The organism is Sporosarcina sp. FSL K6-6792 (genome assembly GCF_038004885.1).
Lineage (GTDB): Bacteria > Bacillota > Bacilli > Bacillales_A > Planococcaceae > Sporosarcina > Sporosarcina psychrophila.
The window spans coordinates 2,176,737-2,199,274 of record NZ_JBBOSA010000001.1; the positions used below are offsets into that span (position 1 = coordinate 2,176,737).

Annotated in this window: 25 protein-coding genes and 1 pseudogene; all 26 read right to left on the reverse strand. The window is 36.7% G+C overall.

Annotated elements, in window-relative coordinates; genetic code table 11:
* Positions 1 to 13 precede the first annotated feature (13 nt).
* Positions 14 to 304 (reverse strand): hypothetical protein, encoded by a 291-nt coding sequence (locus MKZ26_RS10540; protein ID WP_340767722.1) that lies wholly within the window; start codon positions 302 to 304, stop codon positions 14 to 16.
* A 106-nt stretch (positions 305 to 410) separates the two neighbouring features.
* Positions 411 to 773, reverse strand: coding sequence for a hypothetical protein (locus MKZ26_RS10545; RefSeq protein WP_340766147.1), 363 nt, complete (start codon positions 771 to 773; stop codon positions 411 to 413).
* Positions 774 to 788: 15 nt separating this feature from the next.
* Positions 789 to 2,174, reverse strand: coding sequence for a sensor histidine kinase (locus MKZ26_RS10550; protein ID WP_340766148.1), 1,386 nt, complete (start codon positions 2,172 to 2,174; stop codon positions 789 to 791).
* Entirely contained in the window at positions 2,171 to 2,842 is a 672-nt protein-coding gene (locus tag MKZ26_RS10555; protein ID WP_340766149.1) for a response regulator transcription factor, read from the reverse strand. The genes MKZ26_RS10550 and MKZ26_RS10555 overlap by 4 nt, the downstream gene beginning before the upstream one ends.
* Before the next feature lie 53 nt (positions 2,843 to 2,895).
* On the reverse strand, positions 2,896 to 3,567 hold the full coding sequence (locus MKZ26_RS10560) for an ABC transporter ATP-binding protein (protein ID WP_340766150.1): 672 nt from the start codon (positions 3,565 to 3,567) through the stop codon (positions 2,896 to 2,898).
* Positions 3,567 to 4,694 (reverse strand): ABC transporter permease, encoded by a 1,128-nt coding sequence (locus tag MKZ26_RS10565; protein WP_340766151.1) that lies wholly within the window; start codon positions 4,692 to 4,694, stop codon positions 3,567 to 3,569. Before MKZ26_RS10565 ends, MKZ26_RS10560 begins: the two co-directional genes overlap by 1 nt.
* Before the next feature lie 665 nt (positions 4,695 to 5,359).
* The gene (gene arsC / locus MKZ26_RS10570) at positions 5,360 to 5,779 is read right to left on the reverse strand and encodes an arsenate reductase (thioredoxin) (RefSeq protein WP_340766152.1); all 420 of its coding nucleotides are present in this window, start codon (positions 5,777 to 5,779) and stop codon (positions 5,360 to 5,362) included.
* 24 nt (positions 5,780 to 5,803) lie between these two features.
* Complete coding sequence (locus MKZ26_RS10575; protein WP_340766153.1) at positions 5,804 to 7,102, reverse strand: arsenic transporter; 1,299 nt, start codon at positions 7,100 to 7,102, stop codon at positions 5,804 to 5,806.
* A gap of 15 nt (positions 7,103 to 7,117) precedes the next feature.
* Entirely contained in the window at positions 7,118 to 7,465 is a 348-nt protein-coding gene (locus MKZ26_RS10580; RefSeq protein WP_340766154.1) for an ArsR/SmtB family transcription factor, read from the reverse strand.
* A 485-nt stretch (positions 7,466 to 7,950) separates the two neighbouring features.
* Positions 7,951 to 9,144, reverse strand: a complete 1,194-nt coding sequence (gene chrA, locus MKZ26_RS10585; protein WP_340766155.1) for a chromate efflux transporter — start codon at positions 9,142 to 9,144, stop codon at positions 7,951 to 7,953.
* Between the two features lie 16 nt (positions 9,145 to 9,160).
* Complete coding sequence (locus tag MKZ26_RS10590) at positions 9,161 to 9,469, reverse strand: PadR family transcriptional regulator (RefSeq protein WP_340766156.1); 309 nt, start codon at positions 9,467 to 9,469, stop codon at positions 9,161 to 9,163.
* Between the two features lie 500 nt (positions 9,470 to 9,969).
* A complete protein-coding gene (locus MKZ26_RS10595; protein WP_340766157.1) occupies positions 9,970 to 10,812 on the reverse strand; it encodes a hypothetical protein in 843 nt (280 codons plus the stop codon).
* Positions 10,796 to 11,353, reverse strand: coding sequence for an RNA polymerase sigma factor (locus MKZ26_RS10600; protein ID WP_340766158.1), 558 nt, complete (start codon positions 11,351 to 11,353; stop codon positions 10,796 to 10,798). Before MKZ26_RS10600 ends, MKZ26_RS10595 begins: the two co-directional genes overlap by 17 nt.
* Positions 11,354 to 11,620: 267 nt before the next feature.
* Entirely contained in the window at positions 11,621 to 11,758 is a 138-nt protein-coding gene (locus MKZ26_RS10605) for a hypothetical protein (RefSeq protein WP_340767723.1), read from the reverse strand.
* 87 nt (positions 11,759 to 11,845) lie between these two features.
* The gene (locus tag MKZ26_RS10610) at positions 11,846 to 12,259 is read right to left on the reverse strand and encodes a hypothetical protein (protein WP_340766159.1); all 414 of its coding nucleotides are present in this window, start codon (positions 12,257 to 12,259) and stop codon (positions 11,846 to 11,848) included.
* 163 nt (positions 12,260 to 12,422) lie between these two features.
* Complete coding sequence (locus tag MKZ26_RS10620) at positions 12,423 to 13,016, reverse strand: type IV toxin-antitoxin system AbiEi family antitoxin domain-containing protein (protein ID WP_340766160.1); 594 nt, start codon at positions 13,014 to 13,016, stop codon at positions 12,423 to 12,425.
* Between the two features lie 74 nt (positions 13,017 to 13,090).
* Positions 13,091 to 13,978: an AlbA family DNA-binding domain-containing protein gene (locus MKZ26_RS10625; RefSeq protein ID WP_340766162.1), complete on the reverse strand. Its 888-nt coding sequence runs from the start codon at positions 13,976 to 13,978 to the stop codon at positions 13,091 to 13,093.
* Between the two features lie 225 nt (positions 13,979 to 14,203).
* A pseudogene (locus MKZ26_RS10630) lies at positions 14,204 to 15,034 on the reverse strand (ATP-binding protein); the annotation flags it as partial.
* A 317-nt stretch (positions 15,035 to 15,351) separates the two neighbouring features.
* Positions 15,352 to 16,125: an FAD synthetase family protein gene (locus MKZ26_RS10635; RefSeq protein ID WP_340766164.1), complete on the reverse strand. Its 774-nt coding sequence runs from the start codon at positions 16,123 to 16,125 to the stop codon at positions 15,352 to 15,354.
* A 17-nt stretch (positions 16,126 to 16,142) separates the two neighbouring features.
* Positions 16,143 to 17,150 carry a 4-hydroxy-2-oxovalerate aldolase gene (gene dmpG / locus MKZ26_RS10640; protein ID WP_340766166.1) on the reverse strand — a complete coding sequence of 336 codons (1,008 nt, stop codon included), beginning with the start codon at positions 17,148 to 17,150 and terminating at the stop codon, positions 16,143 to 16,145.
* Positions 17,147 to 18,034: an acetaldehyde dehydrogenase (acetylating) gene (locus MKZ26_RS10645; protein ID WP_340766168.1), complete on the reverse strand. Its 888-nt coding sequence runs from the start codon at positions 18,032 to 18,034 to the stop codon at positions 17,147 to 17,149. Before MKZ26_RS10645 ends, dmpG begins: the two co-directional genes overlap by 4 nt.
* The gene (locus MKZ26_RS10650) at positions 18,031 to 18,825 is read right to left on the reverse strand and encodes a 2-keto-4-pentenoate hydratase (protein WP_340766169.1); all 795 of its coding nucleotides are present in this window, start codon (positions 18,823 to 18,825) and stop codon (positions 18,031 to 18,033) included. The genes MKZ26_RS10645 and MKZ26_RS10650 overlap by 4 nt, the downstream gene beginning before the upstream one ends.
* 16 nt (positions 18,826 to 18,841) lie before the next feature.
* Complete coding sequence (locus tag MKZ26_RS10655; protein WP_340766170.1) at positions 18,842 to 19,315, reverse strand: flavin reductase family protein; 474 nt, start codon at positions 19,313 to 19,315, stop codon at positions 18,842 to 18,844.
* Positions 19,316 to 19,334: 19 nt separating this feature from the next.
* On the reverse strand, positions 19,335 to 20,336 hold the full coding sequence (locus tag MKZ26_RS10660) for a VOC family protein (protein ID WP_340766171.1): 1,002 nt from the start codon (positions 20,334 to 20,336) through the stop codon (positions 19,335 to 19,337).
* A gap of 16 nt (positions 20,337 to 20,352) precedes the next feature.
* Positions 20,353 to 21,519, reverse strand: a complete 1,167-nt coding sequence (locus tag MKZ26_RS10665) for an acyl-CoA dehydrogenase family protein (protein WP_340766172.1) — start codon at positions 21,517 to 21,519, stop codon at positions 20,353 to 20,355.
* Positions 21,520 to 21,521: 2 nt separating this feature from the next.
* Entirely contained in the window at positions 21,522 to 22,391 is an 870-nt protein-coding gene (locus MKZ26_RS10670) for an alpha/beta fold hydrolase (RefSeq protein ID WP_340766173.1), read from the reverse strand.
* Between the last annotated feature and the right edge of the window lie 147 nt (positions 22,392 to 22,538).

Genomic DNA, 22,538 nt, shown 5'->3' on the forward strand with positions numbered 1-22,538 from the left:
TTGTTCTGAATTACTATCTTATCTGAGTCAATTTCATAATCCGGAGCCCTTGTTTCCTTCCAATCGATATGAGCGCTAATGTAAATCTTTTTGATTGGGTATCCAGCTTGTGCATACTACCTGATTGATCCAGACAAAGTATGATCGGACCTTTCCCTAATACCTCTTGTCCTTTCTGTTCATACATCATTGTCTGGCCTTCCACAAAACGACGAAGGAAGTCATTCTTCGTTATTGGATGTGTGTATAAGCCCAACTCCATCGGTAGCAGTCGCTCAATATCGTTGCCTAACGTAACCACCAATCAAAATTCTCTAAAGGCATTTAAACTTCTTCTTTGAAGAATCAATTAAATGAAAAATTATAAGATGAATATTGGATATTTTTTTTACAAACACCCGTCAACAAAATTAGTTCGTATCCTCCGTTAAGAAAGTAATCACTACAAATAATGCAAATGCCAATAATAATAAAGTTCCTCCTACAATGAAAAAAATCATCACAAATGTTTCATTTAAGTTAAATGGGTTTAAATTATACATCCACATACCTAACGTTAGACCAAATGCACCAAGCATTGCTGTAATAGCTTGTATAGACACAAGTTTTTTATATTTTACAGTATAGACTTTATAAAATATTCCCCATGCAAATACCGATAACCATCCAACTAATAATATATGTGCATATATCGGACGCAATGAATAATCCGTATTTCCACTCATTTTCGACCCTAAAAATGTACCGATTATTTCAAAAATCGGATTGACCATTTATTTTCCTTAATTTTAGATTCTTCTAATTGGTAATTTAATTCCAAATGTACTTCCCTTTCCAATTTTACTTGTTACATTTACTTGTCCACCATGTAACTCCACAACTTTCTTGACAATTGATAGTCCTAGCCCAGTTCCGTCTTTCTTTCTTGCTGTATCTACTCGATAAAAGCGGACAAAAAGTTGAGTTAGTTGTTCATTATTAATCCCTATTCCTGAATCTTTGAAAATAATTTGAATTTCGTCATGAACTTGTCGGCACGTAATCGAAATAACACTTCCAAACTCAGAATATTTTATAGCATTACTTAATAAATTATCCCATACACTCATGAGTAATTCTGCATCGCCTTGAATGGATACAGGTTCTAATTTATAGGATAGTTCTAATTCGCGTTCATTGATCCGCCATTGTGAATTCCTGATAGTCTCTTTTAATTGTTCATCTAATCGGACACTATTCCTTTGTAGGGAATAAGAAGGCTGATCTAATGAGGTTAAGATGAGTAATTGTTTTGTTAAGTTCGATAATCTCTTAGATTCTCGCTGAATAATCGCTGCATACTGTAATCTTTCTTCTTTCCTCAGTTCATCAGTTTGCAGTAGATCAGAATAACCTTGAATATTCATTAATGGCGACTGAAAATCATGAGAAACGTCATTGATAAATCCTTTGCGCAATTCATCATTATGAGCAAGTTGTTGCTGCATTAGATTAAAGTTTTCCGCCAATTGACCTATCTCATCGTTTCGAGAAATATTTAATCGATAATTGAAATTCTCATTTTTTACTGCCTTTGTTGCTTCTGTTAACGATGAAATGGGACGAATTAATTTTCGTGTCATTATAACTACACCCAGCAAGCTAATTATTGCTATTGCAACTACAAAGCTCATTAAAACAACATGTATATCCGAGAAAATTGACTTGTTATCGGGTCTTAAAAATAATGCATATTGGTTTTGCTTTGTAATAACAGGTACCCCAACTGAATTTTCCAAGCGATTGGAAAAATGTCCCATCATAAATAATGAACTCGATGCGTATTTCATTCCATGGTATATTTCACCATCAATAATAGTTTGAACTGTTTCATGAGGTATCTTTAAGTTTTGAAATTCTTCACCAAAAGGATATTTTTCTCCGGAACTAGAAATTAAATATAGTTGATATCCTGAATTACCGATTAATGATAAATATGCATGCATAGAATCCTTTGAATCATGCATATTTTCAATTCCGTTCGCAACCTCTTGAGCAAACTTTACATTTTGTGAGTTAATATTATCCTTTGAGATTGAAAAGTAGATAATATTTGCAAGGGCAAATCCGACGATGATACTGCAAAACAAAATTAATAATGTGGCGCTAATAAATTGTCGATAAAGTGTTTTCATTTCAACATCTCTAATTTATAACCAATTCCACGAACGGTTAGAATTTCAACATCCGCCTCATAACGTATTAATCGCTCCCTCAATCGATTAATATGTGTATTCAACGTATAGTCATTGCCCTCAGTATCAATTCCCCATGTATGCTCAATCAGAAAAATTCGTTGTACGATTTTTCCACTTCGTGATGCTAGAAAAGTGAGTAGCTCAAATTCTTTCAAAGGCAATAAAACTGTTTCATTTTTAATAATTACTTCAAAGTTTTTTTGATCAATTTTCACATTTCCGATTTCTATGAAATTTTCTACTGATCGTTCATACCGTCGTAACACAACTGCAACCCTAAATAATAATTCACTAGGTTCAAATGGCTTTACTATGTAATCTTCCGATCCAGCAATAAACCCTTTTTCTTTATCGACTAATTGGCCTTTAGCGGTCAATAATATAACAGGAATCTCATAATCTTTTGTCAAAATTTCGGTTAATTCAAAACCATTCATTCCTGGCATCATAACGTCTACAATCGCTAAATCCACTTTGAAAGTTTCTAATAACGTTAGCGCTGCTTCCGCATCGTCAGCAATATGCACTTTATACCCTGCACGTTCCAAATGTATAGATACCAGTTGTAATGTATCTAAATCATCATCTACTAATAAAATCTGCATAGTAACGCCTCCACTTTCTAGTGAATTTAGTTTCATGTAAGCTATTAATCATTTTATTGTAACGTTAATTTACCATCTTCCATGCGGTAAACACGGTCGCAATTTGCTAGCATTCGTTCATCATGTGTTACCATAACAGCCGCTTTACCACGTGCTTTAACTTCTTTTGAAATAAGGGAAACGACCTCATTTGCACGGTTTGTATCTAATGATGCAGTAGGTTCATCGGCTAAAATAAGCGATGAATCATTCATAAATGAACGTGCGATTGCTACACGTTGACGTTCTCCTCCAGAAAGCTCGTTTGGAAGTTTTCCGAATTTATTTGTCAAACCAAGCCCTGTTAATAATTCTTTTGCAAAGGCTTCATCTTGTTTTGTTACTTTACCCGACATCTTTTTTATAAGAAGCAAATTGTCTAATACGTTTAAATACGGCATTAGGTTAGACGTTTGTAAAATAAATCCAATTTCATGTAGTCGCAAATTGGAAAGCTCTTTGTCTTTTAGTGTTGCGATATTCTTATTATCAATTTCCACTTCACCTTGCGAGGGCTTTAATAACGCACCAGCAATCGATAGAAATGTTGATTTTCCAGAACCTGATGGGCCTATAATTGCCACAAACTCTCCAGACGCAACCTCCATTGACACTTGATCTAAAGCAATTATTTGAGATTCGCCTTCTTTATATACTTTTGAGACATTTTTCATGCTTAAAGTCATTATTCAACCCTCCCTAACGCTGTTAATGGATCTATTTTTGAAATTCGACGAACTGAAAACAATGAACTGCCAACTGAAATCACTAATAGTACGATTGCATATATAATAACTAATGCAGGATCTAAATTAAATGGCATTTCTTCTGGGAATACCATCGCAGTTAAATATGTAAGACCAATCCCTGCTAAAATACCCAAAAATGACAAGACAAATACTTGGGCCACGATTGCTCTTGCGATAAATCCATTTGAAGCACCAATTGCTTTCATCACACCAAATTGCTGTATTTTTTGGATGGTGAGAACATAGAAAAATACTGCAATGACGAAAGCTGAAATGACAATTAAGAATACAAGCATCATCATTATTGTACCATTTTCCGCAGTATAACCTGGCATACCATTAATAGCTGCGGATTTTGTTACTACTTCAATGCCATTGACTTCTTTTTCCATTTGAATGGCATCCACGTCTTTACCTAATATGGCAAATGCATTGATAGCATCTTCTACCCCATTATTTGATCCGGGTGCGGAATATTTATACTCCCGAACAAAATCCATGTTTCCAAATAGTGAAGGCAAGTGGTTGAAAGTCTCATTTTTCACAAAACCAATAATTTCTGCATGTAGTTCAGAACCATCAATTGCTATGTCATCACCAATTTCATAGCCATTTTGATTTTTTAATGTGACATTCGCAACAACGCCATTTTTAATATTCGGATCAAGTGCTTTACCCTCTATTACTTCAGGATGTAGAAATGAGCTTGCTTCAATACCTAATAGAGCTGCATCTACTTTCTCCTCCCCTTCAGCAACCCCATCAATTGGCAAGATTGCAATCATTGCTTGAGAAAATGGTGCAACTTCTTCTACTCCCTGCTGAGCTTCAATTTCACTTTGCATCGATTGAGATAATAATGATTTTGAAAATCTCGCACCCGCCCCTTTTTCATAAACCACATGCTCTGCTTCCCAGTTTTTAATCGTCGCGGCGCTTAGTGTAGATAATCCATTTCCTAAACCTGAAAGGATAAATACAAGCCATGCGATTAATACAATGATAAGTCCAATCATTGTAAAACGTAACTTACCATGTTTTAATTCTTTTAATGCTAAAAACATACAATAAACCTCCTTCTTTTCATTTACATTCCTCATCATAAACAAGTTATATAAACTCTATATAAACTTTCGGTATTTGAGCTGAAATAGAGGTATTAATACATCCAAGTTAAAACCTTATTTTAGAAATTAATAAAAGTTGTTATGAAAAAATGGCATGCATCGACAAAAGAAGTAAAAAAAACATATGGACATATGACAAAAGGAATAGAAAAAGAAGCCTCTCAAAAATTCAGCGAATTAATGAAAAGCTTCAATATTTAGTGTGATTTTGTGGCGCTTATGACTAATAAAATGACCTCGGTTTGATGAAAGTTGCTCTAACCCTTTGTATATCAGGGGTTTAGAGTTTTTCTTACATCATGCCGCCCCTTACTGAATAGCTTCTACAGATTGATATGTATTGCTACAAATGCTGATAACACAAGGATTTCTATCTTTATCCTTGATTTATTTTATACCAACTTGTACAGTATTATATAACTTTTCCGGTCAAAATGCGGTCGATTTTTCAACGAGGCCACTGAAAAACCTTCTTTTTATAACGAAACTTAGTTGATTGGAGTGGAAAGCGTCCGCTCGGAACGGAAATCAACGGGATTAGTGGAATTGAGACTTTTTCAGTGGTCTCTTTTTCAACCATTACTATTTTTCTTCATTTTTACTTATTCACCTGTTTTAGCGAAGCGTTCAATCCTAGCACCAATTTCATCGCGTACCCGCTGGAAGAATGCCCATTTTTCTTCATCCGTTCCTTCTGCTTTTGCTGGATCATCAAATCCCCAATGGTCGCGTTTTACATGAGGGGGTGTCATCGGACACTTGTCAGCAGCATCTCCACAAAGTGTGACTACAAAATCTGCATTGTTTAAGATTTGCGGATCAATCATATCCGAAGTTTGATTTGAAATGTCGACGCCAGCCTCTTTCATCGCTTTAATGGCATTTGGATTTACTCCGTGAGCTTCGATTCCTGCACTGAGAACTTGCCATTCTTCACCAAGAACCTTTTTGCCCCATCCTTCAGCCATTTGGCTACGGCATGAATTACCTGTACATAAGAAGTAAAGTGTTTTTTTCGACATAATAAAAATCCCCTTTTTTGTGTTTTATTGTATGAATGAGAGCCATATATACAGCCCAATGAGTGTAATCAGGAGTGTAGGGATCGTTATAATAATACCTATTTTAAAATAACTACCCCAAGAGATTTTCATACCTTTTTGAGACAACACATGCAACCATAATAAAGTAGCTAGTGAACCGATTGGTGTGATTTTCGGACCTAAATCCGATCCAATGACATTTGCATAAATTAAAGCCTCACGAATCGAGCCGGTTGTATTCATTTCCGATATGGCCAAAGCATTAATCATAACAGTAGGTAAATTATTCATAATGGACGATAAAACCGCCGCGATAAAGCCCATCGAAATCGTCGCTACAAAAAGCCCTTGATTCGCTGCCATTTGAATGACATCTGCCAAGACACTTGTCAGACCCGCATTACGCAATCCATAAACGACCACGTACATCCCGACAGAGAAGAAAACGATGGCCCAAGGTGCACCTTTAAGTACTTGCATTGCATGAACAGCCGAACTTCTTTGTGCCATAAGCATAAAGAAGATGGCTGTAATCCCGGCAATAATAGATACAGGCAATCCCGTAACCCCACTAGAGAAATACCCTACGAGTAATACGCCTAAGATTACCCAAGCTAGTCGAAACAACTTTATATCTTTGATCGCATCCTTCGGTTCTTTTAAATCCGAGACCTCATAGTTTTTAGGAATACTTTTACGGAAGAATAACAATAAAACTAAAATACTCGCAACTAATGCAAACAAATTCGGGACAATCATACGTGATGCGTATTCCACAAAGCCGATACCGAAAAAATCCGCTGAAACAATATTGACTAAGTTACTCACGACCAATGGTAGCGAAGTGGTATCTGCAATAAAACCACTGGCAATAATAAATGGAAAAATCATCTTTTCATTGAAATTCAAATTTCGTACCATTGCTAACACAATTGGCGTAAGTATGAGGGCAGCTCCATCGTTTGCGAATAAAGCAGCAACGACGGCACCTAAAAGACTGACGTAAACAAACATGCGAATTCCGCTACCTTTGGCTAATCGAGCCATATGTAGAGCAGACCACTCGAAAAATCCAATTTCATCTAAGATTAACGAAATAATTATAATTGCGATGAAAGCAAGCGTAGCATTCCACACGATTCCTGTAACATCAATAACATCTTGGAAATCGACTACGCCTGCCACTAAAGCGACCACCGCACCCATGCAAGCAGACCAACCAATCGATAGATTTCTAGGCTGCCAAATAACAAATATAAGTGTAATTATGAAAATCAATGATGCGGTAATAACTGAAACCAACGCACTTTCTCCTCCTTATGGACAACAAACTCGAAGCCCTTGTGCCTCCAGTTCAGCAATTGATTCATTCTGGTCTGGAAGATGCTCAAGGATGCTTTGAATAAACGGATAGTCTTCATGACTTTCATTAATCGAGAAAAAAATCCATTGCCCTCTGCGTTCTTCCTTAACTAACTTAATATCTCGCAGTTTACGCAAGTGCTGACTGATTGCCGGCTGGCTCATCTTAAAAATCTCAACAAACTCACACACACAACATTCATGCGACTTGAGTAACTTCATCATCGTTAAGCGTGTCGGATCGCCAAGCAATTTTAATAGTTGTGCTGCTCGTTGCAGATCAATTGTTGATGTTGTATTCATCTACCATCCCTCCTCTTCACAACCATCATATAATTATATGCTTATATATGCAAGTGCCTACTTTTGAAAATGGTATAGCAACAGTCAAAGAATTAACTAGAAAATAAGAACATATTTAATGCGAGTATGAGATGTGAAAAAATAACGAATCCTTCAGCTGGAAGATGGACTTTAATGTGAAATTACTCATATTATCGAAGTAGAAGGAGGCCTTTCCAATAAGCAGAAAAAACCAAATATGTGTAGGAGAATCAAGTATTTTCTTTCACATATTTTTATTACATGTAATTTCTAGAAAATCGTCAGAAAAGGCGACACTCCAGCGGGAATAGCATCAGCTGAAGACCCCACAGCGAAGCGAGGAGGCTGAAGCGATGCCCGCGGAAAGGGAGCCGTTCTGACGATTTTCGGTCTTTCCGGACAGCCTCCTTAAAGTATCGAATCACAACTTATTTTCTCAAAATTGATTTCCACAAGAAAGAATCTTAAAACAGACTTAAAAGGAATCCACCTATAGCCCCAGAAACCACAATAATCCAAGGTGGGAGCTTCCAATAAGCGAGCATACTAAACAAAATTGCAGCAAGAGCAAAATCAGCAGGTGCCAAGATGGAACTTGTCCAAATCGGAAAATAAAAAGCAGAGATTAAAATTCCGATAACTGCTGCATTTACGCCCATTATTGCACCTTTAATTTTAGGATTGTTACGTAAACTATCCCAAAATGGTAGCGCACCAAGAATCAGAAGGAAAGCAGGTAAGAAAACTGCAAACGTTGCGACCAAGCCACCCTGCCAACCTTTCATAACGGTTCCTAGATAGGCTGCAAATGTAAACAGAGGACCAGGTACTGCTTGTGTAGCACCATAACCTGCCAAGAATGACTCTTCGCTTATCCATCCAGTTGGTACAAATTCCTGTTCTAATAAAGGCAAAACGACATGACCCCCACCGAAAACTAAAGAACCTGAACGATAAAAACTATCGAACATAGCTACCCAATAGGATCCAGTTATTTCTCTGATGACCGGTAAAAGAAATAATAAACCGAAAAATAACAGTAAACAGATCACCGAAACTCTTTTAGCAATCGGGAATTTCGAACTAGCTTCTTCAATTTGATCGTGTTGTTTAAATAAAAGGAATCCAAAGAATGCAGCGATTAAAATGACGCCTACTTGAGTAAAAGCTGATTGCCAAAGAAGTGTACCTATTAGCGCAAATAAAGCGATGGCTTTTCTTTTTAAATCAGGCGTCAAGTTTTTGGCCATACCAATAATGGCATGTGCAACTACCGCTACTGCCACAATTTTTAATCCGTGTATCCATCCAGCATTTCCGATATCAAATCCAGTGAGCAGTAAAGCAAAAAGGATAAGCGCAATAACTGATGGTAGCGTAAACCCAATAAAAGATGTAATTCCACCTAGTACACCTGCCCGCATAACGCCTATACCGATGCCCACTTGGCTACTGGCCGGGCCAGGTAAGAACTGAGATAAAGCAACTAAATCCGCATAACTTTTTTCATCCATCCATTTTCTTCTTCGTACATATTCTTCATGAAAATATCCTAAATGAGCTGTTGGTCCACCAAAAGATGTGAACCCAAGTCGTGTTGAAACTAAAAATATCTCTAAAAGTGATTTAAATCCTTTATTAGGGTTCGTTTGATTCATTGTTGACTCCTTTTTGTTAGTCTTTGATTTCTTTGAAGAGCTCATATGCCTTTTTCCTGGCTTCAATAAGGACTAGATTTCCTTTTTCAGTTGTTGTGTAATACTTTCTAATTTTCCCATCCACGTTTTTATCTTCTTTTATTAGAAGTTCATCAGACTCCATTGAATGAAGGATAGGATAAAGAGTTCCAGAACTGATACTATAACCATGTTCCCTAAGTTCTTCTAACATCCATACACCGAAAATGGGGTGTTCTTTCGCATGGTGCAAAATGTGTATGTGGATAAAACCAAGAAAAAGTTTCCGCAATACTTTATCTTCCAATCTGTCATCTCCCTTCTTGATATCAAAATCCGATATCGGTTTAAGATATCGACAATCGACAATATAAATATAGCACTTATCATAAAATTCTCCAAGTCAAAATAAGAAATTTACATATTCTTAACAATACAATGCCCGTTTATGAATTTGTCCAATCCAACTCATTCTTAATAACATAGCTTAATACTAGGGATTGCCAATTATTAAACTTCATACTCATATCGACAGTACTGCTTTAACTCTTCTTGCCGTGCCCTAAGGTTGCATTTCAAAACCCTATTTTTTTGATTTGATTGTGGTTTTCTTCATTCCGACCAAATCCCATCCGAAGCTTCTTATTCTAGGATGAGTACTGCTATCAGTGGATTGAAGTAGAGTAGAAATGAAAGGTCAAACGCTAGAAGCAGCTTAATTAAAACCAATATCTATTTAAAAAACTTAGAAATCATCAAGGGGCTATTCTATGCATTTTTAAAACTGCAATTATGAAACTGATTCAATTATTCTACTTTAATTGACTTTCGTAAGGTTTCTAAAAGTGGGTTCATCGCATCTGTACCTTCTATTGGATATTGAAAAGTAATCACTAGTGCATGTTCATCAATCTCATATGCAATAAATCCTTTCATTGGATGGTCGCCGTAAAATTGTATTTTTCCTAGCAAACCATTTTCTTCAACCGGTGTGCTTTTCAATTCATAACTTTCTTCATATCCTTCTGTTTCAAATCCTTCTTGCAAGTTCGATACAGCTTTTTCAAGATTTGTGTATTCTATCATTTCTAATGTTATCTTATAATCATCATCTTGAGTTGAATAAGTTATTTGGTTGCTGCTCATTTTGGGAGCACCGAATACTTCGTCTAATTGATAAGCAATACCATAAGGTTGTATATGATAATTAATAACTTTAATTTCCAAGTCCATGCCTTCCACGTTTCTAATTACTGTTTCGGAAGATCCTGTATGAATCTCCATGTTGGTTTCTTCGTTTTCATCATTTTCCGGCGCTTCTTTTTCCACTTCTTCATGATCATTCTTATCATCGATGATTGGATTATTATTTGTTTGATTACCCTCGTTGCCTGTTGAACTCTCTCCACTTTGATGAGTTATGCTGTTGGATAAGAAGTAATAGCCAAACAACAATAAAATAACCATTATTCCTATATTTGAAGCATATTTAAAGCCTGCGAATAATTTAATTTTGTAACGATCACTATCCATCGAAAATAAAATTTCATTTTCAAGTTTGCTTTTTCTCTTCTCTTCCCAAATAATATCTTTATCTAATTGTTTTAGTTGTTCATCGAAGTAAAACGTATCCTTAGATTTGTTTTTCATTCAAAAAAGCCTCCTTTAGCAGTTCCTTTTCTAAAGCGGGAATTGCTCGATAAAGTGTTGTTTTAACCTTTCCTTCCGACCAATTTAAAATTTCACTCGTTTCCCTGATACTAAACTCTTTTATTTTCCTGAGAATGATGACCTCACGATAGGAGGATTTAAGCTTGCTTAACGCTTTATATAACTCAATTGAACTTTCCCTGATTTCTAAAATATCTTCCGGCAAAGGTGCGGAGTCCTTCGTCGTTTGGAAAATTTCTTGAAAAATCTTTATAGGTTTTTGTTTTCTGATATAGTCTACTGTGTTATTATGCGCAATGCTGAATAGCCAAGTTTGAGGTTTTGCTTTTTTTTGAAAGGAATGATGGTTTTTGTAAGCTTTAATGAACGTATCATGGGTCAAATCTTCCGCTTGATGATAATCGTTAATCATCATCAAGATATACTTAAATATTGAATCACTATAAAGATGATACCAATTCGTAATTTCCTCCTTCGCATCTGGCAAATAACTCACCCTTCCTTGCATTTTGTTATTCATCATTTAGACGTATAGCAAAATATAAAGTCACAGTCTTATTTTTAAACGTTGACTCATAGCAAAATAGGGAGTTGCTTTAGCGGCAAATTCCTATTAATAATGTCTCCAAATAGAAAAAAGGCCTCTCACCAATTCAGCGAATTGATGAAAGACCTTCATATTTAGAATGATTTGATTTGACTTAAGCTTACGATCAATAAAATGACCACGGTTTGAAGAAAGTTGCTCTACCCCTTGGTAAATCAGGGGGTTAGAGTTTTCCTTACATCATGCTGCGTTTTGGAGTGCATAGCGGGTTACTTTTGTTGGATCGACGATACCTGCGTCCATCATGTTGACCCAGTTGCCGTCAAAAGCGCTGAAACCAGATACTATTTCTTCAAGTTGTGTACGGATTTGATTCACACGACCTGCAATTTTTGAGCCCTATGAATTCTGAATATATACTCTAATCACGGAAATGTAGCAATTCTCCAAATTACGTCCTCCCTTCTATTCGTTTTGTTTGAGTAACTGTGATCGCCAAAAATTAATAATCTTTTTAACCGTAACAAAGAGCAATAGGATGCCACCTATTCTTTGGATTATGCCAATAATAATACCTGTATAGACTGTTCCAGAAAAAATCGCATGGATAATCCACTTATTAGTTATTCCCGTTGTCCATGGATTAAAAATAACAACAGTGAGTAAGAAGATTGTCCATGCAATCGCAAGTAATAAATTACTTTTTATCAAAAGCCATTCTACACCTATGATTAACATAATAATTCCGAGAAAAACGGTATAACCAGGAATGCTAAAAGATATTGCAATCAGCAAAAGTCCTGTCACAATCAGGATGTAGCCAGGTATTTTATTTCGGGCTTTCTCAAATTCACTTTTTCTTTTTTGTTCATTCTCCATACTGCTGCTCTCTTTTACTAAATCATCAACAGTTACACGGAAAATCTCAAGGAAATTCTCTCTAGGTGTCTTTCTAGCATATAGTTCCGCATCAGTAATTGGGTATTTATATCTTTTTACTTTGCTACATTCCTAATTAAGTCTTTCAGTTGTCTGGTCGTTTTCATAACAAAATCTCCAAGTAATTCCGTAAGATTTTCTGTACTCTAAACTGTTCCGCATATCTTAATAAAAGTGGAATGTTTTTGTCTTTCCTTCCCACGTATCGCCGAATTGTTTCATTGATGAGATTGGAGTCCATCTTATTCCGACTTCTAATGATGTCGCAAATCGTTCTTTCCTTGTCGTATAGGTTAATTTTTCGACCAAATTCTGTCTGTCCAGTTGTCGCCCCTAGCTTGTGAAGTACCTTTTTCACAGTATAAACCTTTACGCCCTCATTTTTTAAATGGGTACTATTATAACCACTCGGAACAGTGCCCACCCATTGTAAAGGGTCGCGGTCTGTAAAATCATGCAAATAAAGAGCTGTTTCATGAGAGTAGATCAGTCGGCTGCTTCTTGTTTGTAGACTATATAATTCATCATCAAATGCATCTCTGGATAAATAGACACCATGTGCCACCCGCTCCAGAATATCCTCTTTTACCAAAGAACTTAGATAAGTGCGAGGAATTCCTGCCTCTGTCACATCTTTCGTCAAAATAATTCCTTCATGCTGTGCAATTAATGAATCAAGCATTTCACGGTAATTCATACCTATCCCCACTTTTACTTTAATGCTACTATTGTATACAGAATGAGCGTAAATGTAAAATAATTGTTATAAAACTATTTGACTAGGGCTAAACGTGACCGTATCAAGGGGGATTCGGGCACAAGAATGAAAGCAAAGTGACACTGGATATTTGCATTTACCACACTTTCAAGCCAGGCAAACTCCAGGTATTCTGGTACAGAATCGAATTTTCCAGTCAGTGGATTTAAGCTAGTAAAATCCCGTAATTGTGATGAAAGAAACTTTTTGGTCTGCTGCAACATAACAGGTAGAGGACCTTCAATCGTATGTTGTTTGACAATATTCATGGACGTACCCACTTCCTCGCTATCACCCTTATATCGGAAGAAGCGAATACGTGAATTGGGAAAAAATCGGATTGGATATTTTACGAAAAGAAGCACTGCTGCCGCTGTGACTTGCATTATGCTATCTGTCGCAGGATGAATAAATCCGCGAGCATATAAAGGTTGATATAGATCCTCACCTTCATACCCAACCGCCTCTTTATATAGAAGTAAAATATCATCGTCCAAATCCTCAACCCGGCAATTCTCTACAATTTTATCTTCAAATGACCGTTCACCTTTATCGTATTCAAGATTTAGACGTTGCTCATGATTAAGCCGGATACTTTCGTCTCCGATTCTAAGATACACTTCATCACTTGCTATTTTATGTACAGTATTAGGTGAGGCATCGACTTGAATAAGAAGTATTTGATCCGATTGCCCTTTATCATTTAGGACAGATAAAAATCGTTCTTCTGCCCTTACATTAGGAAAACAGTGCGTTACTTTACATTGGATATAATCATTGATTTTAACATTTCCTTGGGCTGTAATTCCTTGAACTCTCCCGTCGCTCACATCAATAGCAATGATACCCCCATCTGCATTGGCCATAGCAATAATTTCACCATCCGCCTTCCTTTTAAGCATGAAAAAAAGCACCACTACGGGCGCAATTCAGACAATGTATTGTTCGATCATATCCACAATTTTTCCAATGCGTTCCCTATACTCTATCCTAGTAAGAGTGGGTGCTTCAGTTACATAAGTTTCGTCTTGCATTTTCTCTTGAATTAATGGCCAAGCCCCGTCCTCCAATTCGACTTCTTTCGACAATTCAAGGATTTCAATTTTATACAGGTTGAATAGGTCATTTTCAGTAATTGTATGTTCTACTTGAATACGTGGGTTTACTTCGATGAAATAAAACTCATCGCCTGCTACTCCAAACTCCACTGTACCCGCATTAATATAGCTAGCGTTTTTCATTAGTTTTACTGCCGCGTCACAAGTGCGTTGACGTAAATCTTCAGAAATCGAATTTGAAGGTGTAATTTCTACAACCTTTTGGTGGCGATATTGAATAGAGCTATCGCGCTCATACAAATGTACGATATTCCCATCTTTATCACCTGAAATTTGAACTTCGATATGCTTTGGTTTAATAATTGCCTTTTCTACATAAACGTTACCTGAACCAAATGCTGCTTTTGCTTGCTGCACAAGACGCATACCACGTCCACCACCAAGTGCCGCTTTAATCATCACAGGATAACCTGTTCATCTGCAAATGCACGTACTTCCTCTAACGATACAGATCTATCTGTACCAAGAATAACAGGGATTTGTACCGAAATTGCTTGTTCACGTGCTTTCACCTTGTCTCCAAACATATCTAAATGCTTCGAAGTAGGACCTATGAAAATAATCCCTTCTTGTTCACAACGCTTTGCAAATTCTAGATTTTCAGATAAAAAACCATACCCTGGATGAATGGCATCAACATTCTCATCTTTCGCAATGCGAATAATATCGTCGATGTCTAAATACGCATCAATTGTTTTTTTGCCTTTTCCGACTAAGTATGCCTCATCTGCTTTATAGCGGTGATATGCATCAATAATAAATTGCAACTGTACGACGTTTTAGCTCATTACACGCGCGAAAAATACGAATTGCGTTTTCCCCACGATTAGCGACTAATATTTTTTCATAACGAACCCTCTTTTTCTAATAAATGAAATTAAAAAAGATGCATACTATCTAGCGCCTCAACTGAATTTAAGTGTATTCAAGATTCCACTTAGCATTATTAAATTCATGAGCTACTAACTTTAGATAACTGACGAACAGTATTTATCTGACACCTACATCTATTTTGCCATTGTTGCCTTTTATCGTTACCCGAAATATCAACATTTTTTAAATAACCATTGCAAGGAGCCAATAATTATTTTAATGTTTTGCCTATAAAACGTGGTCGTTTAATTTTAGAAACAAATTGTAAAGCTCAAATCGCTATTTTAGCCCACTTTCTCTAACCAATAAACTTTAATTGGTTGTTTAACATGACTAACATTACAATCAAAGTGTAATTTCTTTACATCATCAATTGTAACGAATGATAAAATAGAGTTATTTTCAAATTCAAGCATCGTCTTATACTTCCCTGTTAATGGAAATTTATAATGTGATAATACACCTTGAATACTACAATATTTAATAAAATAATGCCCTCCTAGATAGTGCGGAATATGATGCACCTCTCCATTTTCTAAACAATCACGGATAACTGTCGAACTTATTTTGATCTTACAATGTTTTTGTTCATTAATAATCGTAATACCAATACCTATTTCTCTATATTTTTGTAGTGTGTCTGTATTACCGCTAGCTTTATAGCCATATTTATAATCAAAACCACAGACAATATGTTTTGCACCTAGCCCCAAAACATAGTCTTTTATAAATGCATCTGGATCTACCTTTGAAAATCGCTCATTAAATTCCACAATATAAAACGTATCTACTTCAAGCTTTTTCAACTTTTCAATTCGATCTTCTATAGGTTCCAAATAAAAATCAGTGAATTTTTTATTTAATACACTTTTAGGATGAGGGAAAAATGATAATACAGAAAGTTTAAGATTACATTTACACGCAATCTGTTTGGCAGATTTTAAAACTTCTTGGTGACCTAAATGTACCCCATCAAAATAGCCTAATACCATCACACTATTCGATTTTTCCATTTGTATATCCGCTATGTTGTCTATGTTTACGTAAATTTTCTCCATCATTTCCCCTCCCTTAGTTATACATTTAGGCTACTTAAATTTTGGGCAACCTCATAAATTAAATCTTCTTGTCCACCAACTGTTTTACGACGACCAAGCTCCATTAAAATATCACGTTCGTCCACACCGAACTGTTTAGCTGCTTTTTGTGCATGAAGTAAGAAGCTCGAGTACACACCTGCATAGCCTAGGATTAAGCTTGATCCTGTAATTTCTTGGGGTTGTTGCATAAGTGGTACAATCGACTCATTTGCAGCATCAATTAATTTATATAAATCAACGCCCGTATGATAGCCAAGCTTTTCAAGAACTGCTACCACCGCTTCGGTTTGTGTATTTCCAGCACCTGCACCTAAAGCGCGCATACTACCATCAATAAATGTCGCACCCGCTTCGACCGCTGCAACCGTATTTGCCATCGCCATCGATAAATTGTTATGTGCATGGAAACCTACTTCACACCGAAGAGTATCTTTCAACGCTGATACGCGCGCTGTTACATCAGCTGGTAATAATGCACCTGCAGAGTCAGTCACGTAGACCACTTCTGCGCCGTAGCTTTCGAACAATTTCGCTTGCTCCACGATTTTTTCTACAGGCGCCATATGTGCCATCATTAAGAAGCCCGCTGTTTTTAATCCAAGTTCACGACCAAGGCTTATATGTTGTGCCGCTACGTCCGCTTCTGTTACGTGTGTTGCCACGCGTACCATTTTCGCACCGATTTTTGCCGCTGCTTGTAAATCTTCCTTTGTGCCGATTCCTGGAATTAATAGCACAGACACGTTTGAATCTGTTGCCTCTTCCACCGCTGCTTCGATTAATTGTAGTTCATTAACAGCTGATAAACCGTATTGTAACGATGAACCGCCTAAGCCGTCACCATGTGATACTTCAAAATATTTCACGCCCGCAGCATTTAAACCGCGTGCAGCTAAACGTACTTGATCCTCTGTAAAAGCATGGCGTACAGAATGGCTACCATCGCGTAAAGAAACATCCAAAATTTCAAATGATTTCGTCATTGTGCGACCCCCTTCTCTGCAAGTAAATGCCGTGCCATCTCATTGCCGACTTGCACAGCGGCTGCCGTCATAATGTCTAAATTACCTGCATAGGCAGGTAAATAATCTGCCGCACCATTCACTTCCACAAAAATGGATACTTTATTATCCTCAAAAAATGGTTCTGCTTTTAGTTTATAGCCAGGTACATAGGCTTGTACTTCTTTCACCATTTGTTGAATGGATTGAATGATCGCTTCTTCATGTCCTTCTTCCTTTATTAATACATGAATGGCATCACGCATAATAATTGGCGGCTCGGCGGGATTTAAAATGATGATTGCCTTTCCTTTTTTCGCACCACCTACCACTTCGATTGCTCGTGAAGTCGTACTTGTGAATTCATCAATATTGGCACGTGTCCCTGGACCAGCAGAAAGACTCGCAATCGTCGCGACGATTTCTGCATATTCTACTTGTACTACACGGTTAATCGCATGAATCATAGGAATGGTCGCTTGGCCACCACATGTCACCATATTAACATTCGACTTTTCAATATGTTCTTTTAAATTCACCGGTGGTAACGTGAATGGACCAATGGCGGCAGGAGTTAAATCAATTATTTTTTTTCCAGCAGCAGTAAGCAAATCACTATTTTTTTTATGCGCGTAAGCACTTGTTGCATCATAAACAATATCAACTAAATCCAATCGTTCCATTAAACCATCGATACCATTTGAAATAATTTCATAGCCACGATTTTTCGCACGCTGCAAGCCGTCTGATTGTGGATCAATACCAACCATTACACTCATTTCTAATACTGGACTACGCTCAATTTTATACATTAAATCAGTTCCAATATTTCCTGATCCAATAATTCCCACCTTTAATTTCGTCATTTTTTCATCACTTCCTTTGTAATGACAACGTTTACTTTTCCTAGCACGCCAAAGTCTGCTTCAAAAACGTCTCCGTCTTCAAAGACAACTGCTTTCGATAATGAACCTGATAATACGAACATGCCTGGCTCAATTGAAACGCCGTACTTTCCTACTTCGTTTGCAAGCCAAATAACAGCATTTAATGGGTTTCCTAAAACTGCAGCACTCGTAGCCTCATCTAAAAATTTACCATTTTTAGTGACTGTCATTTTTATATCTGTAATATCTGCTATGTCTGAAAGTAGCGTACGTGTTTTCCCTAAAATAGCACCAGCTGACGAACCATTATCCGCTACTGTATCTTCAAATTTAATTTGCCAATCTGTAATACGACTATCGATGACTTCAACTGCGGGTACAACATAGGCTGTAGCATCAATCACATCTTGAACGGTAACATTGGGTCCTTTTAAACCTTTATTGAATACAAAGGCAATTTCAAACTCTACTTTCGGCTGGATAAACTGTGCTGCGGATATACCTTCGGATTCTTCAAACACCATCGAGTCTAAAATAAATCCATAGTCTGGTGTATAAACATTTAACATTTCTTGCATTGCTTTGCTCGTTAAACCAATCTTCAACCCCTTTACAACTGCTCCTTGTTCAACTTTTTTTTGGATTTGATAAAGTTGAATATTATAAGCATCATCAACAGAAATTACTTCCGTTGATGATGTAAAAGGTGGAATTGGCTGTTTTGTACTTTCTGCAACCATTAAAGATTCTGCAGCTTGCTTAATATCCATTTTCCACACCTTCTTTTTAAGATTCTACATTCGCTAGCTCTACTAGTTTTCGATATTTGCCACCAAAGAAAAGCAATGGATTTTTATCTTCAAGCTGAATATCTACAACTTTCCCTATAAATAACGTATGATCACCTTCAATATGTGTAGAAACTACCTCACATGCAAGCTGAGTAACTGCGCCATCAAGTACAGGCATACCTGCCAAATAAACAAACTCAGGCGATCCGTCAGTTTGGCCAGCAAATACGCGTGAATAATCTTCTTGATCATCTGCTAAAATGCTTACACCAAATTTTTGAGATTCAATTACTTTCTCTAAAAATCGTGCTTTATGTCCAATTGAGATAACAACAAGTTTAGGATCTAGTGAAACGGACATGAAAGCATTTGCTGTCATCCCATGTGGTTCTCCGTCATTGACTGTTGTCAAAACTGTCACACCAGTGGCAAACTTGCCCATTGCATTACGAAATAAAATATCGTCCATTTAAATCACCTCAAGATTTTTATTTTGTAATTACTTCCAATGTTGCCCCTGCATTAATTGTTGGTTCAGGACCATCTGGGGCAACTGCTTGTTCCCCCCAATACGTGATTCCTAACTGCATATCACTTAAGTCCCAAGCAATTGGTTCCCAATCCGGCTCAAAAATCAGATAACCACTTGAGAATAATTCCAGGCGAACGCCGCTTCCTGGGTCTATAACATATAAATACAATGCTTGTGTGATCCCGTGCTTGCCTGGTCCTACAAATGGTATACCGTTTTCAGTTAATATATCTGCAGCACGTAAAATGTCTTGCGTATTATCTGACCAGTATGACAAATGGTGAATTTCATGTGGTGTCTTAATATCCGGGCGAGACATCACAGCAATATCATGGACTAAATTCGTAACGCTTAACCAACCTGATAAAAGATCGCCATTTGGAGCTTTCACGTATTCACGGAGCTTGAACCCTAATTTATCCATTAAAAAATCTGTAATTAATGAAGCAGGCATGTTTGTTGCAATATTTACATGGTCAATACGGCGTGGTGAAATTCCCTTACGCCATGCTTTATATGTTTGATTTTTCAATACTGCTTTACGCTTAGGATCCGCTACTTCAGGTTTATCCATAACAAAATAAATTTCGAAGTTATGGCCTGTTGGTAGTTGAAAGCGAATTGAATCCCCTTGTCCTACTTCAGTTCCTGCTTTTACTTCTTCTACTACAACATCGGCATCACGCAATAAAGCAGCAAAATTATTTACATCTTCTGGACGTTTTGCCTTCCAAGCGATATGGTCCACACGAGATTCTTCGCCAGCTTGAATTGATAACGTATGATGTTCAAAATCCCCCCATGCACGTAAGTAGTGCACGCCATCAACCTCAACTGTTTTTTCTAATCCTACAACTTCTTCAAAAAATAGTAATGATTTCTCTAAATCCGCTGAGACTAATGCTACGTGACCTAACTTTGCAATTTCAGGTAAAAACTCAAATTTATTATTTGTCATTTTAAATTCCTCCTTATTATCCAATCGCCATTGTTTGAATGCCGAATAATGATTTCCCATAATTGTCAATGCCATCTTCGTAAAGTGATGTAATATGTGTACTAATTGTAATTAAATCGCGTGTCATAACTTCTAAAGGATTCCCCTTAATCAGGGCAGTTGCACCCAAAGACGATGTAGCACGAATAGCAATATCTAAACAATTTCTAACAATTTGTACACGAATAGCATTATATTCACCTGGATTATACTGACCTTGATCGGTTTCAAGCATCTCAATATATTCTTTCAATAACCCTTTTGCTTGTTTTAGCTGAAGTGATAATTCTGCAGCAACACGTTGTGCTTTGGCAGACTGTCCTTCATGTGTACCGTCCATTCTCACACGTTTTTTTGTTCTATCAATGAACTCTACAATCACACGCTCTGCCCCACCAATCGCCATCGCTGCAAACCCCATATAGAATGCTGGGAAAAATGGTTTATTGTAATATAAATAGTCTTCGCCAATCTCTAAATTTTGAGGTTTGCGATGAATCGTCCAATCATTAAAATTAATTACCATATCTTCAGGTACAAATAAATTAGTCGCTATAACCGTATTACTACCTGAACCACGAAGTCCTAAAGAGTTCCAATCTTGTACAACTTCTAGTTCTGAAACACTCATGCATAATGCTAATCGCTCTGGCATTGGTTCACCTTCCGGGAAGTAAATAGCACCTAAAGAAACCCATTCAGAATAATTGATACCGCTTACATAATTCCATTTACCATTTAAAATATAGCCACCATCAACCTTTTCTGCTTTACCTACCGGTGCAAAAATATCTGCTAGTAAGCCACCATCTTGATAAATTTCATCCATTCGATGCTTTGGTAAATAAGCTACCCAAGCATTGTGTAATGAGTAAAAATACGTCAACCATGCAGCAGACAGATTATAGTAACCTACTTCTTTTACTAAATCTGCATATGTTGTGAAATCGATTTGTGGATATCCATATTCTTTCGGGATAATTAATCGGTTAACACCAGCCTCAATGATTGCATCTACTACATTTTGTGAAAGGGAAGAATTTTGTTCTGCTGCCAATACTTCTTGCTCTGCTAATTGCCCAATTTTTTTTGCGCTTTCCATTAATTGCGAATACAACTCTTTAGTTAATACATTTACGCCCATGATTATCCTCCTATCTTTTCTAATGTATTTTGATGTTGTTGAATAAATTGATCCACAAGTTGTATAAATTTATTTGGTTTTTCTAATTGAACCCAGTGACCACATTCTTTCAACAAAATTAGTTCAGCATTTGGTAAATGCTCAAATAAACTTAAACTACTTTCCTTTGGTACAAATTGATCTTCATACCCATGAATTAACAAGACTTGCTGTTTAATTCTTCGTAATGCACTTGGTGGTATCAGTGTTTCCATAGGATTAAATGGGAGCAAGGTCGGATATAGTTCGCTCATGTCTTGACGCATAACATTTTGATAACGTGTTTGAACAATTTCTTCAAGATTATCCCCTAATGTACGCTCATCATAGACGAACCATTTAGTTAGATTTCGAAACGCCTCAATCGTTGGATCATTAAAGAAATTTTTCATTCGAATAATCTCTGGCGTTGGACCATTTGTTGTTCCTCCCCCACTGCCCATCAAGATTAACTTATCAAATCTTGATTCGTCATACATTACTGCGTTTAAAGAAACGATACCACCCATTGAATTACCTACTAAGTGTGCTTTTTCCAAATTGTGATGATCCAAAATGGCCAAGATTTGTTTAATACGTAAAGTTGTCCATTCCCAAAATGTCAATTTGGTATTTGAAGGAATTTCTGTATCACCAAAACCAACTAAATCAGGCGCGATAACTTGATATTTTTCCCCCATTACCTCTAATGCTTTTTTCCAATTTGTAATTCCACTTGCACCTGGACCAGAACCATGTAAAAGAACAACCGCTTCATTGTTTTTTTCACCCGAATGGTAATATACGGTTTCAAATCCCTCTGTTTGTAGTTTTTTCACTGCAAACTCTGCCATCTTTATCCCTCCTAGAAGAATTAGTACAATATCAGAATATATGATATATTAAGGATAAACAATGTTTGTTTTTACTGTTATTATTTAAATTTAAAGTAAAAATTACGGAATTTTATTGTGTATGGTATAATAATTCAAGCAAAAATG